The organism is Photobacterium sp., from assembly GCF_057456235.1.
Window position 1 is genome coordinate 356261 of sequence record NZ_JBVCPH010000002.1, and the last position, 14345, is coordinate 370605.

At 45.3% G+C, this 14345-nt stretch carries 15 protein-coding genes and 1 pseudogene; 13 read left to right on the top strand and 3 right to left on the bottom strand.

Annotation, left to right across the window (positions count from 1 at the left end; translation table 11 throughout):
• Positions 1 to 233: 233 nt before the first annotated feature.
• The 9 genes from AC2204_RS04225 (at position 234) to AC2204_RS04265 (ending at position 7073) form a co-directional block, all read left to right on the top strand.
• Positions 234 to 509 carry a hypothetical protein gene (locus AC2204_RS04225; protein WP_318924235.1) on the top strand — a complete coding sequence of 92 codons (276 nt, stop codon included), beginning with the start codon at positions 234 to 236 and terminating at the stop codon, positions 507 to 509.
• A 558-nt stretch (positions 510 to 1067) separates the two neighbouring features.
• A complete protein-coding gene (locus tag AC2204_RS04230) occupies positions 1068 to 1412 on the top strand; it encodes a P-II family nitrogen regulator (protein ID WP_318924236.1) in 345 nt (114 codons plus the stop codon).
• Positions 1412 to 1750, top strand: a complete 339-nt coding sequence (locus AC2204_RS04235; protein ID WP_318924237.1) for a DUF2933 domain-containing protein — start codon at positions 1412 to 1414, stop codon at positions 1748 to 1750. The genes AC2204_RS04230 and AC2204_RS04235 overlap by 1 nt, the downstream gene beginning before the upstream one ends.
• Positions 1731 to 2363 (top strand): methyltransferase family protein, encoded by a 633-nt coding sequence (locus AC2204_RS04240; RefSeq protein ID WP_318924238.1) that lies wholly within the window; start codon positions 1731 to 1733, stop codon positions 2361 to 2363. Before AC2204_RS04235 ends, AC2204_RS04240 begins: the two co-directional genes overlap by 20 nt.
• Before the next feature lie 92 nt (positions 2364 to 2455).
• On the top strand, positions 2456 to 2821 hold the full coding sequence (locus AC2204_RS04245) for a cation transporter (protein ID WP_318924239.1): 366 nt from the start codon (positions 2456 to 2458) through the stop codon (positions 2819 to 2821).
• A 304-nt stretch (positions 2822 to 3125) separates the two neighbouring features.
• Positions 3126 to 4394: a multicopper oxidase domain-containing protein gene (locus tag AC2204_RS04250; protein WP_486766996.1), complete on the top strand. Its 1269-nt coding sequence runs from the start codon at positions 3126 to 3128 to the stop codon at positions 4392 to 4394.
• Between the two features lie 188 nt (positions 4395 to 4582).
• Entirely contained in the window at positions 4583 to 5269 is a 687-nt protein-coding gene (locus tag AC2204_RS04255) for a heavy metal response regulator transcription factor (protein ID WP_318924240.1), read from the top strand.
• Positions 5266 to 6657, top strand: a complete 1392-nt coding sequence (locus tag AC2204_RS04260; RefSeq protein ID WP_318924241.1) for a heavy metal sensor histidine kinase — start codon at positions 5266 to 5268, stop codon at positions 6655 to 6657. The genes AC2204_RS04255 and AC2204_RS04260 overlap by 4 nt, the downstream gene beginning before the upstream one ends.
• Positions 6658 to 6818: 161 nt before the next feature.
• Positions 6819 to 7073 carry a DUF5676 family membrane protein gene (locus AC2204_RS04265; protein WP_318924242.1) on the top strand — a complete coding sequence of 85 codons (255 nt, stop codon included), beginning with the start codon at positions 6819 to 6821 and terminating at the stop codon, positions 7071 to 7073.
• Positions 7074 to 7079: 6 nt separating this feature from the next.
• On the opposite strand, the gene AC2204_RS04270 is transcribed toward AC2204_RS04265, so the two are convergent.
• Positions 7080 to 8225: a cation:proton antiporter gene (locus AC2204_RS04270; RefSeq protein WP_318924243.1), complete on the bottom strand. Its 1146-nt coding sequence runs from the start codon at positions 8223 to 8225 to the stop codon at positions 7080 to 7082.
• Positions 8226 to 8364: 139 nt separating this feature from the next.
• Between AC2204_RS04270 and AC2204_RS04275 the strand changes: the two genes are divergently transcribed.
• A complete protein-coding gene (locus AC2204_RS04275) occupies positions 8365 to 9012 on the top strand; it encodes a class I SAM-dependent methyltransferase (protein WP_318924244.1) in 648 nt (215 codons plus the stop codon).
• Between the two features lie 128 nt (positions 9013 to 9140).
• A pseudogene (locus tag AC2204_RS04280) lies at positions 9141 to 9463 on the top strand (cupredoxin domain-containing protein).
• 43 nt (positions 9464 to 9506) lie between these two features.
• Here AC2204_RS04280 and AC2204_RS04285 read toward each other — a convergent pair.
• Together AC2204_RS04285 and AC2204_RS04290 are read right to left on the bottom strand one after the other, a co-directional pair.
• Complete coding sequence (locus AC2204_RS04285; RefSeq protein ID WP_318924245.1) at positions 9507 to 9818, bottom strand: hypothetical protein; 312 nt, start codon at positions 9816 to 9818, stop codon at positions 9507 to 9509.
• A gap of 492 nt (positions 9819 to 10310) precedes the next feature.
• On the bottom strand, positions 10311 to 11291 hold the full coding sequence (locus AC2204_RS04290; protein ID WP_318924246.1) for a GlxA family transcriptional regulator: 981 nt from the start codon (positions 11289 to 11291) through the stop codon (positions 10311 to 10313).
• A 139-nt stretch (positions 11292 to 11430) separates the two neighbouring features.
• Between AC2204_RS04290 and AC2204_RS04295 the strand changes: the two genes are divergently transcribed.
• Positions 11431 to 13296 carry a beta-ketoacyl synthase gene (locus AC2204_RS04295; protein WP_318924247.1) on the top strand — a complete coding sequence of 622 codons (1866 nt, stop codon included), beginning with the start codon at positions 11431 to 11433 and terminating at the stop codon, positions 13294 to 13296.
• 183 nt (positions 13297 to 13479) lie between these two features.
• Positions 13480 to 14343: a PfkB family carbohydrate kinase gene (locus AC2204_RS04300; RefSeq protein ID WP_318924248.1), complete on the top strand. Its 864-nt coding sequence runs from the start codon at positions 13480 to 13482 to the stop codon at positions 14341 to 14343.
• Positions 14344 to 14345 lie beyond the last annotated feature (2 nt).

Consider the following 14345-nt stretch of genomic DNA (forward strand, 5'->3'; position numbering starts at 1 on the left):
AATTCAATACCGTAGCTATTCTGAAAGTCAGACATCAGAAGTCGCTGCGGTTTTTGATGTCGAGAATTGCTTGAGTCACTGAAAGCGCGCACTCCATCATAAGCATGCAGAATATGGCTTCTGTTCATGATTGATTCATCTTTCTCAGATATGCTGTATTGAAGTAGTGTGGGTATTAACTGAACTGTTACAGGCTGGAAGCCTGAATTGAATTATTGAAAAGAGGCACGAATATGAGAAATCTTATTGCTGGTTTTATTGCTTTGGTCGTTGGCCTTTTCACCGTGTCATTTGCTGCAATCCTGGGGCTGTTTATTGCCGTTGCAGCGTTATTAACCAGACCATTGATTAAAAAAAGAATGGCGTATGCGCAGGCAGGCTATTCGCAAGCGGACTCCTCACGAACCCGAGATACCCAAGCGGGCTCTTATGCCAAAGCCAATATGGCAGAATCTCACACCGTGATTGACGGTGAATGTGAAGACATCACCCAGAGCCGCAAGTTTTGAGGTTAGTAGCGATTCACTGTGAAACGCTACTCGGAACTCCAGATTAAAAATCAAATATTAAACGCCAGTTATTTCCCTTCGCTGGCGTTTTTAGTGGTACCTGCTGACGATATCCCCAAGTTACCTCAAAAGGCCCATTCCTTCCTTCGTATATTTTCTTTGAATTGGCTGACATCATTCTGAATCCTGCATATTGGGATAACTTAGGTACATGTGTAGAAACAGCCATAAGATCATAGCCGAGCCTGGCTAAATGTTAGAACTTGGCGTTAGGCCAAGGTCAGCCAGGTACCTTTCAGATTCAATGACTACTTTGTTATATAAACTGACACCAAGATGACAGAATTGTCATCTTGGTGTCAGTCTAGTGAAAGTACTGATTCGTATAGTAAATAGTTGTATATAGCGTTTGTTGCAAAGCCACTCAGGTTAATAATCTGCCATATCATTGATATTCATGATTGAAGTCGAGGCTTTGTTTTAACTAGAAATGAAAGTGCGACGTAGGCGGCTTCTACACTTAGAGTAACAGAGCATAAATTCAGTGAGGAATAACTAATGACTTTCAAGAAGGTAGTTGCGATATTCGATGAACTTCGATTGGGTGCTGTGAAAGCTAGCCTGTTCAAGCATGGTATTACAGGTTTTACTGTTAATGAAGTGTATGGTCGTGGAAACTATTTTAATGCCATAAATGAAGAGCACATGATCAAACATATCCAGTTGAATATTTATACCATTGCAGAGAATGCGGAAAAAATCGCCAAGCTCATTGTTAAAATTGCGCATGTTAATGCGGATGCAGAAGGACTGGTTGCTATTGAAGCTGTCGACAACCTTTATTGGATCCATACCCAGTTACCTTCAACTGCCGAAGATCATAAGTTCCATGGGGACAGCTAATGGCAAGGCAATCACGTTCTTTTTGGACAACGCCGAGTGGTTGGTCTGCTATCGCTTTGATAGCAGCTGTTAGTTATTTCCTCATAGCCGAACATCGCGAGCATGTCTTTGAGTATTTGCCATTACTAATTCTTCTATTATGTCCTGTCATGCATATTTTTATGCATCGTGGTCATGGCCATCATCATAATGCTCATCATGGTGAATCTGAGAAGCGAGGTGAGACTCCGTCTTCAGGCATTGTTAAGGATGCTTACAAGAAAGGTCTGGAAGAGGGTAGGCGGCAGGCTCAAAACTCGGCTTCAAACGAGGGTAAAAATGATGAACGAGGGAAGTGATTACGGGCTCTGGGGATTGGTGTTGATGAACTCAGCAATCTTCATCTTCTTTGCCTTTAGTTTTGCTAAACCGAAAAGCCAGACCGACTGGCGCAGCTTAGGTGCCTTTTCGGCATTCATTGTCGCTTTGTTCACAGAAATGTACGGCTTTCCGCTGACTATCTATCTGTTGTCTGGTTGGTTGACTGAGCAATTTCCCAATGTTGACTTTTTTGCCCATGAAAACGGGCATTTATGGCATACTTTGTTGGGTTTCGAGGGTAATCCCCATTGGGACCCGTTACATATATTGAGTATGCTTGTTATTTTCTTTGGCTTCTATATGTTAGCAACGGCGTGGAGTGTACTTCATCGAGCTCAGCAAGAATATGTTCTTGCAAAGACTGGATGGTATGCTCGCTGTCGGCATCCGCAATATGTTGCTTTTATTCTTATCATGTTCGGCTTCTTATTACAGTGGCCTACAATTCCTACCCTAGTTATGTTTCCAATCCTTGTGGTGTTATATGTACGCCTTGCCAGACGTGAAGAGAAAAACTCAATTCAGGAATTCGGCAATGAATATCTTCAGTATATGGAGAATACCCCAGGTTGGTTTCCTAAGCGGCTTTGATGTCAAAGCGGTGTGGAAATAACCAGGAACCTAGTTCGCCAATTTCCGTTGATATTTCACCTTAGTTTCGTTGCAAGACGAAGGAGTTCACTATGAGCACAGATAAACACCGCCCGGGTGTTAATGAAGTGAATTGCGTTGAGCGCTTAATAAAAATCGTGGGGCTGACGGCTGATAATACTGCTCAGCTAATAGCAGCAATAGACAGTTTGCAGGGAATGGATCAAGTTTCTGTTGATGAAAAGCGTTCTGAGCTAATCGTTATCTATGATGCTTCGCACTGCAATATTAACTTGATTGAAGACGTGATTAATGGATGCGGCTTACGTATAGCTGATAACTGGTGGTCCCGAATGAAGGGAAGCTACTATCAATTTGTCGATCAGAATGTGAAAGATAACGCTGCCCATGAGCCTTGGAGTTGCCATAAACCGCCTCCAGGAAGCAAGCGGAAGTAGGCAATAGCAGAAGGGGTATTTGGTGCTTTGGCTATAATTTGACTATCTCCCAAAGGAGGTAACTAATGAAAGTGAAGCAGTCAGCAACGTTATCTAAGACCTGCTCTCGAAGACGTTTTGTCCAGGGGCTGCTACGGTCGGAGCTTTTGCTTTTTGGCCGTTAAAGAGCCCTCAAGCGACAAATATTCACGGGCTTAGGTATGCTTTGACAAGAAGTGCCCCGGTACTTAGCGGCACCGAAATTAATCTCGAGGTTTCGGAAGCGCTAGTTAATTTCAATGGCCAGGTGTGAATCGCGACGGCGATTAATCACTCTATTCCCGCCCCGACGTTGAGATTAAAAGAGGGAGATACCGTTACCATCCGAGTCAAGAATAGGCTGAATGCGACTACTTCGATTCATTGGCATGGAATTTTGCTGCCGTTTCAAATGGATGGTGTACCAGGTATCAGTTTCCCCGGTATCCTTCCCAATAGTACTTTTACCTATCGATTTACTCTCAAACAGTCCGGCACATACTGGTATCACTCCCATTCGGCAATGCAGAAAATAACGGGGATGTACGGAGCTATTATCGTTGAGCCCGTATCGGTAGACGAATTCAGGTTCGGTCCGGGTGAAACCTACGATGTTATTGTCAAACCTAAAGACGGGGCATACACGATTTTTGCCCAATCCATCGACCGGACAGGTTTTGCTCGAGGGACTCTTGCTGAGCGTCCGGGGCTTACGGCATCCGTACCTCCGCTTGATCGCGCGAAGTGGTTAACGATGACCGATATGATGGGAGCAATGGATCACTCAGCTATGCTGCATGGGGTAACAATGACGCCGATGGATCATAGTCCTGATAATCATAGCACTATGGATCATTCAGCGATGGGCCATAGTCAGGAATTCATGATTGAAAATACACGGCATAAGCCAACTACTAAAGTACGTCACGCGCATACGGAATATGGTCCGAGTACGGATATGCGGGTAGATATGCCGAGAACAAATCTGGATGACCCCGGTATTGGTTTGCGCAATAACGGCAGGAGAGTGCTGACATTGGCGGATCTTTCGTCTATCGGTGGCCTACTTGATAACAGAATGGCCGAGCGTGAGCTTGAGCTCCATCTGACCGGTAATATGGAACGTTATACCTGGTCATTCGACGGACTGGAGTTCGGCCAAAGTACGCCGGTGCATTTCAGATATGGCGAGCGGGTCCGCATTATTCTTCATAACGATACAATGATGACACACCCGATGCATTTGCATGGGATGTGGAGTGAATTAGAAACGCCTGGTGGTCAATTTCAGGTTCGCCGTCATACTGTGCCGGTACAGCCTGCACAACGCGTAAGCTTCCTGGTAACAGCCGATGTGCTCGGACGCTGGGCTTGGCAGCGTCTAACTGACGGTTCGTTAGGTTTGCGCATGCGTTATGAGTTCTCCCGGCAATTTTCACCCTACCTTGGCGTGGAGTGGGCCGCTAAGTTTGGTGATACAAAATCCATGGCTGAGGATGCAGGGAAACAAACAGATGAGATCAGCTGGTTGGCTGGTATACGTTTCTGGTTTTAGCGCTCATTGCCCGAGATATCCGGATTGCATTGATTGGCATTGTCCTTAGCGATAGTGCTTTTTTATTGCGGTAAGAAAGCCGTGGAAAGCCTGACGCTATACAGATTTTTAACATTACAATTTTGTCATGTCGCACTTAGAGGGCTAAAGTTTTGGTAAACTGCTGTTGAACTAAAAAAGGTATAAAAATGAAACTATTAATCGTAGAGGATGAACCTAAGACCGGTGAATATTTACGTCAGGGTTTGGCAGAATCCGGGTTTGTTACCGATCTGGCTCAGAATGGCGTTGATGGCTTGCACCTTGCTTTGACGGATGAATACGATTTGATTGTGCTTGATGTAATGTTACCTGAGCTAAACGGCTGGCAATTATTACAAACACTACGACGCAGCAACCGAGATACCCCGGTATTATTTCTAACAGCACGCGATCAGGTGGAAGATAGGGTTAAAGGACTAGAACTCGGTGCTGACGATTATCTGGTTAAACCTTTTGCCTTTACCGAGTTATTGGCCCGCATTCGTTCAATTTTGAAACGAGGGCGTACTATAGCTTCAGAGCCGACGACGTTAGTGATTGCTGATTTGGAGCTTGATCTGCTGAGACGACGCGTATATCGGGTCGGGAAGAAAATAGAGCTAACGGCCAAGGAGTTTTCGCTGTTAGAACTGTTCATGCGTCGTCAGGGAGAAGTATTGTCACGGTCTTTAATTGCTTCTCAGGTCTGGGATATGAATTTTGATAGTGATACCAATGTTATTGATGTAGCTGTACGCCGGTTACGCAATAAAGTGGATGTGCCATTTGAGCCTAAGCTGATCCAAACTATTCGTGGTATGGGCTATGTGCTAGAAATACCGGAGGAGGAGTGATTCTTCAGCGCTCGCTGTCATTTCGGTTAACTTGTTTTTTCTCTGCTGCTTCAATGATCGTATTAACCTCTCTGGGCTGGTTGATATATGTTGCAATAGACAAGCACTTCATTGAGCAGGATCGGACAATCCTGAACGATAAGGCACTTGTTGTGCAGGATTTTGTTCACGGAAGTAAGCTAAATAATGATTTATCAATACTGTCTAGCCAGCTCGGAGATATATTTGAAGAGCATCATATTTTAGTCACTAATGTAACCAATATAGACAGGGTTATTTACTCATCACCAAATGTGAATTTTCCTGATGATGTCACTGCATATTATCTTGATGATGAGCAGATGATTTTTGAATGGTCGGATAATGATGAACTATACCGAGGCATGCGATTTCATATATTGACGGAGCTTCCGGTTGCTACCGAATATATTGTGACAATCGCTATTAATATCAATCATCACCGGCAGTTTTTGGATAGTTTTAAAGATACATTAATCAAATTTATTGTTGTCGCAGGGATAGTAAGCGGAATTTTAGGTTGGTTTGCAACGCAGCGAGGGCTGCTTCCTCTGCAAATATTGAGGAAGCGTGCGGAGTCGGTGACGGTTACCCACCTGGATCACCGTATGCCTGTCGATACGATGCCGATAGAAATCGCGGATTTGTCGGTAACGCTTAACCAAATGCTAGAGCGGCTGGAAGGAGCTGTTAAGCGGTTATCTGATTTTTCTTCAGATATTGCCCATGAATTACGCACACCTATCAGTAATCTGATGACCCAGACCCATGTCTCGCTATCTAGGCCTCGTACCGCCCGGGAATACCAGGACATTCTTGCGTCAAATTCGGAGGAGTTTGAACGTCTGGCCCGGATGATTGCTGATATGCTGTACCTTGCAAAATCTGATAACGGCTTATTACTGGCAACCCCTAAGCATGTTCCGGTCGAGAAAGAAGTCTGTGAGTTGTTTGAGTTCTATGATGCTCTGGCGGAAGAAAAAAGTGTCACCCTTCGCTTGAGAGGCGCAGCCCAGATTAAGGGGGATAGGCTTATGTTGCGCCGTGCCTTCGGTAATTTGATATCGAATGCATTGCGCCATAGCTCGGATGGTGGCTATGTGGAAATCAGAATTATCCCAAAAAAAGAAGTAGTTATTGTTGAGGTTGAGAATCAGGGGGAAACGATCTCTCCGGAGGACTTACCTCACTTGTTTGAACGTTTCTACAGGGCTGATAAGTCCAGAACGCACGGTAAATCGGATGGGGTCGGTTTGGGGCTTGCTATCACTAAATCTATTGTTGCCGCTCATGGTGGTGAGATTGCAGCCAGCTCTTCAGGCGGTATCACTATCTTTTCACTGACACTGGCAAGCAATAGGAAGCCATAGTAAACGACGTTACATAAAGATGACAATATTGTCATCTTAGGGACAGATTTTGGTCATTGTGCATTGAATAAAATTACCTTGTTTTAAGGGATTGGGGAACAAGGTAATGAAAGAATTCATGTAGAACAGGTTGGGCCAAGGAATCATATGGGGAGGAAGAAATGTCTCTTAATGCTGTGAAATTTGCTATTGCTTCGTCACTTAGCTTTTCAATTGTCTGGATCATTTGTTCGCTATTGGTTTTGGGGATGCCTGAAATGATGATGGCTACCTCTGGAGATATGGTACATATGAACTTAGCCCAGCTGGGCTGGGAAATATCATTTATCGGCATTTTGGTGGGACTGGTCGGTTGGAGCTTGAGCGCAGGCGTAATTGCTTGGTTATTAGCAACAATCTATAACAAAATGCTTTAGCGAAAGTTATCGGCTTTTCTGAACGATGAGGGGCATCACCACGGGGGCCAAAATTGCTGTACACATAGTCATAAAGACAATAGAAATCATACTGTGGTGCCCGAGGTGGCCTTGCTGCATTCCTACACTGGCGATGACGATAGCGACTTCTGCACGAGGTACCAGTGCCCAGCCAATAATATTGCGCTCATTTGCAGTGGTACTGTTAATAAGAATCCATGGACTAAGTAGCTTACCTGCGATTGCGGCAATCAACACTAAGGTTCCAAGCTGAATCATATGGGGGCTATGCATGTCCAGTTGGGTGATCTGCAGGCCAATGTTGAAGAAAAAAAAGGGTGCAAGGAAGCCAGAAATCTTATCAAAGAAAGCTTCGTCAGGAGAGCGGACACAGCAAACTGAAAAGGACATGGTTGCACCGGCGGCAAACGCACCGACAGCGGCAGACAGACCGAAATGGTGTGTACCGAAAGCGCTGGCCCCGACAATGCTAGCTGTCAGTATCCGGCGCAGTGCTTTATGTCTTTCAGGTATCTTTTTGATGAGATAAGAATTAAATAGCGAGACAATTAAGACAGCCAGGCCCAGGCTCAACATACCCGCTAACAGAGATAATATTATCGAAATCATGCTGTTGTCTGATGTGAAGCTGGCATGTAACACAGAAAGCAAATAAAGCGCAGCGACATCATCGACTACTGCTGCGGCCAGTAAAATTTGCCCGGCATTGCTGTTTAGTAGATTGAAGCGAGTCAGTAATGGGATGCTCAGTCCGATACTTGTTGCTGATAAAGCTGCACCGACATAGAGTGCTTCATCGAGCTTCTGAGTAAGAGAAATAACGACGATAGTACCGAGTGTGAAGCTGATGGCTATACCCATCAACCCCACCAGAAGACCGGGTTTTATCGCTTTGAAAAAATTGTGCCACCTAATTTCAAGCCCTGCAGAGAAGAGCATGAATACAACAGTAGATTCAGCAATCCATGCTAAGGAGTCGGATGGCGTTAACCAATTCAATGCCAGCGGGCCAATTATAACGCCTATCAGTATGTAAAATGCCGGGGCCGGGAAATAGTGTGATTTTATATTTTTCACCAGCGAGTAAAGAGCTAATGTGATGGCAATGAAGAGTAAGGTATTTGTGACCATTGGCGTCAGGAAGATCTAGTCAGGAGAATCGTTGACATATTTTCTAGTGTAGCCGCTTCATCACCTTTCTATTTTTAAAGGGCGGGTGCTAAACTGAAATCTAGCTACAGCGCTGGCAGCATAACCAAAGGAAAGATCGATGCTATCAAGGCAAGATGTTCAGAGATTATATCAAGCTGGTGCAAAGAACTATGACTTTACAACACTTCTTTTCAGGCTGATCGGACTAAGAATGAATACCTATCGTTCGATAGCTATTGAACGGTTGTCATTGAAGCGCGGAGATGTCGTCGTCGAGCTCGGCTGCGGAACAGGTTTGAACTTTCCTTTGCTGCTTGAGAAAATTGGGGAAAAAGGGCGTCTGATTGGTGTGGATCTAACGCCAGGCATGCTGGATATCGCCAGGAAAAGAGTTGAACAAAACAGCTGGCAGAATGTAGAACTGATTCAGTCAGATATTGCGGCATATGAGTTTCCGCAGCCGTTAAATGCGGTGCTTGTTACTGGCGTACTGGGCTATATTCCTGAATATGACCAGGTGATAAAAGCTGTGGCGGATGCGCTTAAGCCTGATGGACATTTATCGATCCTTGACGGAAAACAGCCAGAAAATCTGCCGTTATGGCTAATTAAAATTGTACTGAAACTCGGTGGGCAGTTCGGCTATACACCTGAGTACTTCAGTGTCCGTCCATGGGTGTCTGTTGAGCACTATTTTAAGGAAATGTCTTTTGAAACCCATTATGGCGGAATGATCTATATAGCATCGGGAACTACTGGGCAGTAATTTTTAGCCGTTCTTCAGGGTGCTGCTAAGCCCTGTGATTGCTGGTGCGGCGATGGATTTTTCTTCGTTAACGGTAGTCAGTAATGCTAACCGCTTACGGCTGTTCAAGGCACAAGAGCATTAACGGGATGACATTATATGATAATAATTATTCTGCTGGGCTGTCGCTAATCAGTTTAATTGTTTGGTGGTTTTGGCTATATAAACCGAAAGAGGTTACTGCCGATGAGGGAGTGATCACGATAACGGTTGAAAACGGTACCTATGAGCCATCACGTATTCGCTTACAGGCAGGCAAGCCGGCAACATTGCCGATTTCGATATCAGTGAGAAGTTACCACGGGACAAAAATAAGGATGTTTTTCTGCCTCCCAGAGAGCCTGGTGAATATAGTTTTACCTGCCAGATGCAAATGTATCGTGGCGAATTAATTGTAACGGATGAGAAGTGAAACACCTCAAGACTGTGGCTGTGTAATCTTGAGGTGTTTTCTACTACTTGTTAGTCGAGTGAAATGCAAAGCGGGATTCTGAGGTTGTTGCGTCAGGTTTAGTAACTTGATATTTAATTGAGCGAGAGTTTTCAAGGGTTAACGGAATGAATACTCGTCCATTTTCATCTGTGATATAGGTTGCTTTTTGTTGTGGTACGTTTTTTACTGTCACTTCTGCACCTTGAATTGGTGAACCGTCGTGTGACACTGAGACCCATGCACCATTGTGGGTGTCCGCGACTCTTATATCGGCCAGGGTTGTACCTGATAAAAGAAGTAAGCCTGAAGCAATAATAGTTTTAGTGGTAGTCATAGCACTTTTCCTCTTAATTCATTGTTTAGGCCTATGCCTGTTTTTTTTATCTTACGTTGATAATTATGAAGTAAGGCGCTGACATTTCTCTGACGCAATAATGACAATGTTGTAATCATATTTTTGAATGTCCAGCCGAGGGTAAACTTGGATGTCATCCTCAGTAAGGACTTTTAATCCCCTTCTCATCTCATCTCATCTCGCGCATGTTGTCGTTGTGCTTCATACAACAATATTTGAAGAGCAAATTCAAAATGGAAACATGCATCGAACTCTAGATCGGACTTTACGGTATGGATAGAGTCAGTTTTGATGCTTACAAAACGAGATATGTTTTTAGTTGACGAGTTTTTTAGGGGGCGCTTTTTCATAGAAAGTAAACTTACTAAAGCATGGTATGCTTTAGTAAGCTATTTCAAGGTATGGTTACTTTTATTTCAACGTATGGTTGTTCTTACACCCTCGCTGGCGTTTTTAGTGACTTTAGTATGATCACTCTGCATTGTAGATTTTGGCTTTGACCATTTTCCGGTACTTGCTTGGGGTTATACTGAACTGTTGCTGAAATCGGGTCGAAAAATGATAGGCATCTTTGTAGCCGACTTGCTCTGCCACGTCTTGTACCGACATACCAAAATCTCGTAATAACTGTTGTGCTGTTTCCATTCTTATTTTTTGCAGATATTGATGGGGAGACTGGCCAACCTGTTCTTTGAATTTTCGATTAAAGGTTCTGAGCGGCAACCCGCATTGGATCGCCACACTTTGAGCGGTCATCGATTGTGACAAATTTCGTTTCATCCAGTCTTGAGCAAGCGCAATGGACTCATCAAACTGCACCTGCCCGCCAATCTGGTAGAAAGGCTGTTGCGCTGATTTCGAAATTTCATGGCCGAAATGAGTTTCAATGGTATTAGCTATCTTCTGACCAAAGTTTTCTGCGATCAAATACAAAATCATCTCTGACTGGGAGTTAATACTGCCGGTACAGAACAGGCCGTTGGCAGCCGTAATCGAAGCTTGTCGGTTCAGCTGTACACGGGGATAACGCGCTGCAAACTTTTCATAAAAATACCAATGGGTTGTTGCGACCTGATTATTAAGTAATCCGGTTTCAGCCAGCCAGGAGACACCGGTGCCGGTCGCGACCAGTTTTGCGCCATGCTGATATTGCCTGATCAACCAGGGAACGATCTCGGGGGTATGGCTGAGCGATGATATCGGATTTCCCCACATAGGGGGCAGTACGACGATATCGAAAATGTGTTCGTCTTCAAAGGTCATATCGGGCTGAAGCTTGATCCCTGCGGTAAGTTTGGGCGACGTCAAAGAAGGGGCGATCAGTTTGATATCAAAAGGGTTGTCACGTTGTTGCTTTCGTTCTCGTAAACTTGCGGCGCTGCTCAGCATTTCGGCAGCCAGCGATACGCCGGTGATCAGAGCACGATGGTATAAGACAAATCCCACTTTCATCTATTCACTCTCGTTCATATAAATAATGCCAAAATATCTCTCCGGCCTGAATGGCAGTGATTTTGGCATATTTGCAAGGTGATTAACCAGTGTAAGTTGATATCCTTCTGTTTAAAACAATGTTTGATATAGGTTCAGAATGACTAAGTTACCTCTTATCGTTGGTTTTGGTGGCATTAACGCTGCTGGCCGTAGTTCAGGCTTTCACAGTTATAAGCGTATGGTCGCCGATGTATTAACCGCAGATGAGATGAATATGACCTGGCAGGATCTGGCTCGCCGCATGGGGCTGGATAACGGTGCGGACGTCAATGACGGCGCTGTCAGTGAGGATATTATCGCAGCGATTAAAGCGGGTACGCTGGTGCGTCGAATTGACTCCTTTGATCCTGAGAACTTGCTATATCAATACAAAACCGCATTAAGCTCAGAAAACGATCAGATTTCGTTCACATTACGAAAGTCCAAACTGCCTGCTGTGATCCCGGACAACTGGATCGTGGAAGAGCAGGGCAGCAAAGTGACCGTGACGGTAAACGGTAACCTGGATGCGCTGCTGGAAGATCGTGTGACTTTTCCTGTGAGCAGCGGCGGTAATATTCCTGCCGGTTTCGACCCGGGTACACGGTATAACTCCCGTTTCCACCCCCGGGGTTTGAAGCTGACCGTTTACGGCGCGTCGGATGCCCTGAATTCACTGGGGGTGGATTGGTCAGAGGTTCTTCAGCATATCAAGCCAGACGAAGTGTCTGTGTATGCCGGTAGCGGGCTGGGGCAAATCGACGATCAATCACTGGCGGGTATGCTGGCTGCGCCATTAACCGGCGGCCGTGTCAGTACGAAGATGATGGCTTTATCATTTGCAGAAATGCCTGCAGATTTTATTAATGGTTACGTGATTAACAGCGTTGGTACCACTGGTACAAATATGGGGGCTTGTGCAACCTTCCTGTATAACTTGCGTCAGGGAATGCATGACATTCAGCATGGCAAATCTAAAGTCGCGATTGTGGGTAATGCAGAAGCGCCGGTTGTTGCCGAAATCATGGAAGGTTTCCGCGTGATGGGCGCGTTGGCCGAAGATGAGCAATTAAAAGCATTAGATAATAGCGATACGGTTGATAACAGCCGTGCATGTCGACCATTTTCCTCGAATGCCGGCTTTACGATGGCAGAATCTGCCCAGTTTGTGGTGTTGATGGATGATGAGCTGGCCTTAACGCTGGGGCTTAATATATATGGTTCGGTCGCTGATGTATTTATCAATGCTGATGCCAACAAAAAATCCATCTCAGCGCCGGGTGTTGGTAATTACGTAACGGTTGCTAAAGCGACAGCTCTGGCGAAAGCGATCCTCGGTGAAGCTGGCGTCAAGCAGACCTATGTTCAGGCGCATGGTACCGGCACACCGCAGAACCGTGTTACCGAGAGCCATATTCTGAATGAAGTAGCGAAAACCTTTGCCATTGATAACTGGCCGGTTACCGCGATTAAATCGTATGTCGGTCACTCGATGAGTGTCGCTGCGGGCGATCAGTTAATTGCTTCGTTAGGTGTTTGGCAATATGGCTGGATCCCGGGCATTCAAACCATCGATCATATCGCTGATGATGTACACCAGTCGAACCTGAATATTCTGACAGATCATGTTTTTGCGGGTCAGAAAGGGGATGACTATAAAGCGGTGATCCTTAATGCCAAAGGTTTTGGTGGTAATAATGCAACCGGTCTGGTGTTATCGCCGGCTCAGAGCCTTGAGATGTTACTGGCTAAATATGGCGCTGATGCGCTGGCGGCTTATTATGATAGGAATGTCGAGATCAAGGCGCGTACCGAGATCTGCGATCAAGAAGCTTGCCTGGGTAATGAAACCATTCGCTATCATTTTGGTGAAAGTGTAATGGATGAAACGTCGGTATCGATGACACAAAATGAGTTACGTCTTTCTGAGTTTGAACAGGCAATCCCATTGCCGCAAGAGAATCCATACGCGGATTATTGTTGAACGTTAATTAACTCTTGCCTCATATAAAGACCGCGCTACCAATTTTTTCCGGAATGGGTAGCGCGACCTCGCGTTTTTACCTCTTTCATGATCTAATCTAAGACTAACCAAAAAATTGTACTGATCGGTATTAGGGATGCACCTGCTCCATTTAATGACGAGAACGCAGGAAAACGAGTAATTATGGCGAATATTCTTCTGTTAGCTAACTTAAATTGTGACCGCGTTTTACAGCTTGATAGACCGTTGATCATGGGAGGGCGTCACCATTATAAAGATGCTGGTCGACGATTAGGTGGGGGTGGGGCCAATACAGGTTTAGGCTTGATATGGGCGGGACACCGTGTGGCTTTAGTCAGCCAGGTTGGTCGGGATGAAACCGCAGACTGGCTATTGGCAGAAGCCAGCTTGCAAGGTTTAGATTGTCACCTGTTGCAACGAAATGATGTCGTGACGCCTGAATTAATCTTGATGATGACGCCTGATGGCGAAAGAACCATTATTCGCCCTGAACGGCCTGTTTTTAAATTGGGTAACGCACCTGATTTTACCCAATGGGATGCGCTGTATATTAACTCATCGGCTTTAGGTGGTGAGATCTGGGCTGAAGCGGCATTGGATAAAACCCTGGTTGTCGCCCAGTTAGCCAAAGATGAGCGCTCTCGGCCTTGTCACGTGTTGATTTCATCTGAGTCTGATATGGCAGGCCGTACTTGGCGATCGGGGCGTGAACTGTCAGTGTGGCAATATGGTCAGCAAATCGCAGGAAGCCATTTGCGCTATTTCATTATCACCGATGGTGAGAAGGGGGCGACGGCTTATACCGAGCATGAACAGTTTCATGTTCCCGCGGTATCAGCAGACGTTATCGACACGACTGGGGCTGGTGATGCCTTTGCTTCTGGCTTAATTAACGGTTTGCTAAAGGAGTCATCGATTACGGATGCGATGTCGGAGGGCGCAATGTGGGCATCATTCGCCGTTGCAACGAAAAGTTCTATTCCGGGGGCGGCATTAAAGCGCTATCTGAGCGATACCCAAAACTGATC

Bases quoted from the DNA above. Each gene is read 5' to 3' on its own strand.
- AC2204_RS04230 (WP_318924236.1), top strand. From the start codon at position 1,068: ATGACTTTCAAGAAGGTAGTTGCGATATTCGATGAACTTCGATTGGGT.
- AC2204_RS04300 (WP_318924248.1), top strand. From the start codon at position 13,480: ATGGCGAATATTCTTCTGTTAGCTAACTTAAATTGTGACCGCGTTTTA.
- AC2204_RS04290 (WP_318924246.1), bottom strand. From the start codon at position 11,291: ATGAAAGTGGGATTTGTCTTATACCATCGTGCTCTGATCACCGGCGTA.
- AC2204_RS04245 (WP_318924239.1), top strand. From the start codon at position 2,456: ATGAGCACAGATAAACACCGCCCGGGTGTTAATGAAGTGAATTGCGTT.
- AC2204_RS04275 (WP_318924244.1), top strand. From the start codon at position 8,365: ATGCTATCAAGGCAAGATGTTCAGAGATTATATCAAGCTGGTGCAAAG.
- AC2204_RS04225 (WP_318924235.1), top strand. From the start codon at position 234: ATGAGAAATCTTATTGCTGGTTTTATTGCTTTGGTCGTTGGCCTTTTC.
- AC2204_RS04255 (WP_318924240.1), top strand. From the start codon at position 4,583: ATGAAACTATTAATCGTAGAGGATGAACCTAAGACCGGTGAATATTTA.
- AC2204_RS04285 (WP_318924245.1), bottom strand. From the start codon at position 9,818: ATGACTACCACTAAAACTATTATTGCTTCAGGCTTACTTCTTTTATCA.
- AC2204_RS04235 (WP_318924237.1), top strand. From the start codon at position 1,412: ATGGCAAGGCAATCACGTTCTTTTTGGACAACGCCGAGTGGTTGGTCT.
- AC2204_RS04295 (WP_318924247.1), top strand. From the start codon at position 11,431: ATGACTAAGTTACCTCTTATCGTTGGTTTTGGTGGCATTAACGCTGCT.
- AC2204_RS04240 (WP_318924238.1), top strand. From the start codon at position 1,731: ATGATGAACGAGGGAAGTGATTACGGGCTCTGGGGATTGGTGTTGATG.
- AC2204_RS04265 (WP_318924242.1), top strand. From the start codon at position 6,819: ATGTCTCTTAATGCTGTGAAATTTGCTATTGCTTCGTCACTTAGCTTT.
- AC2204_RS04270 (WP_318924243.1), bottom strand. From the start codon at position 8,225: ATGGTCACAAATACCTTACTCTTCATTGCCATCACATTAGCTCTTTAC.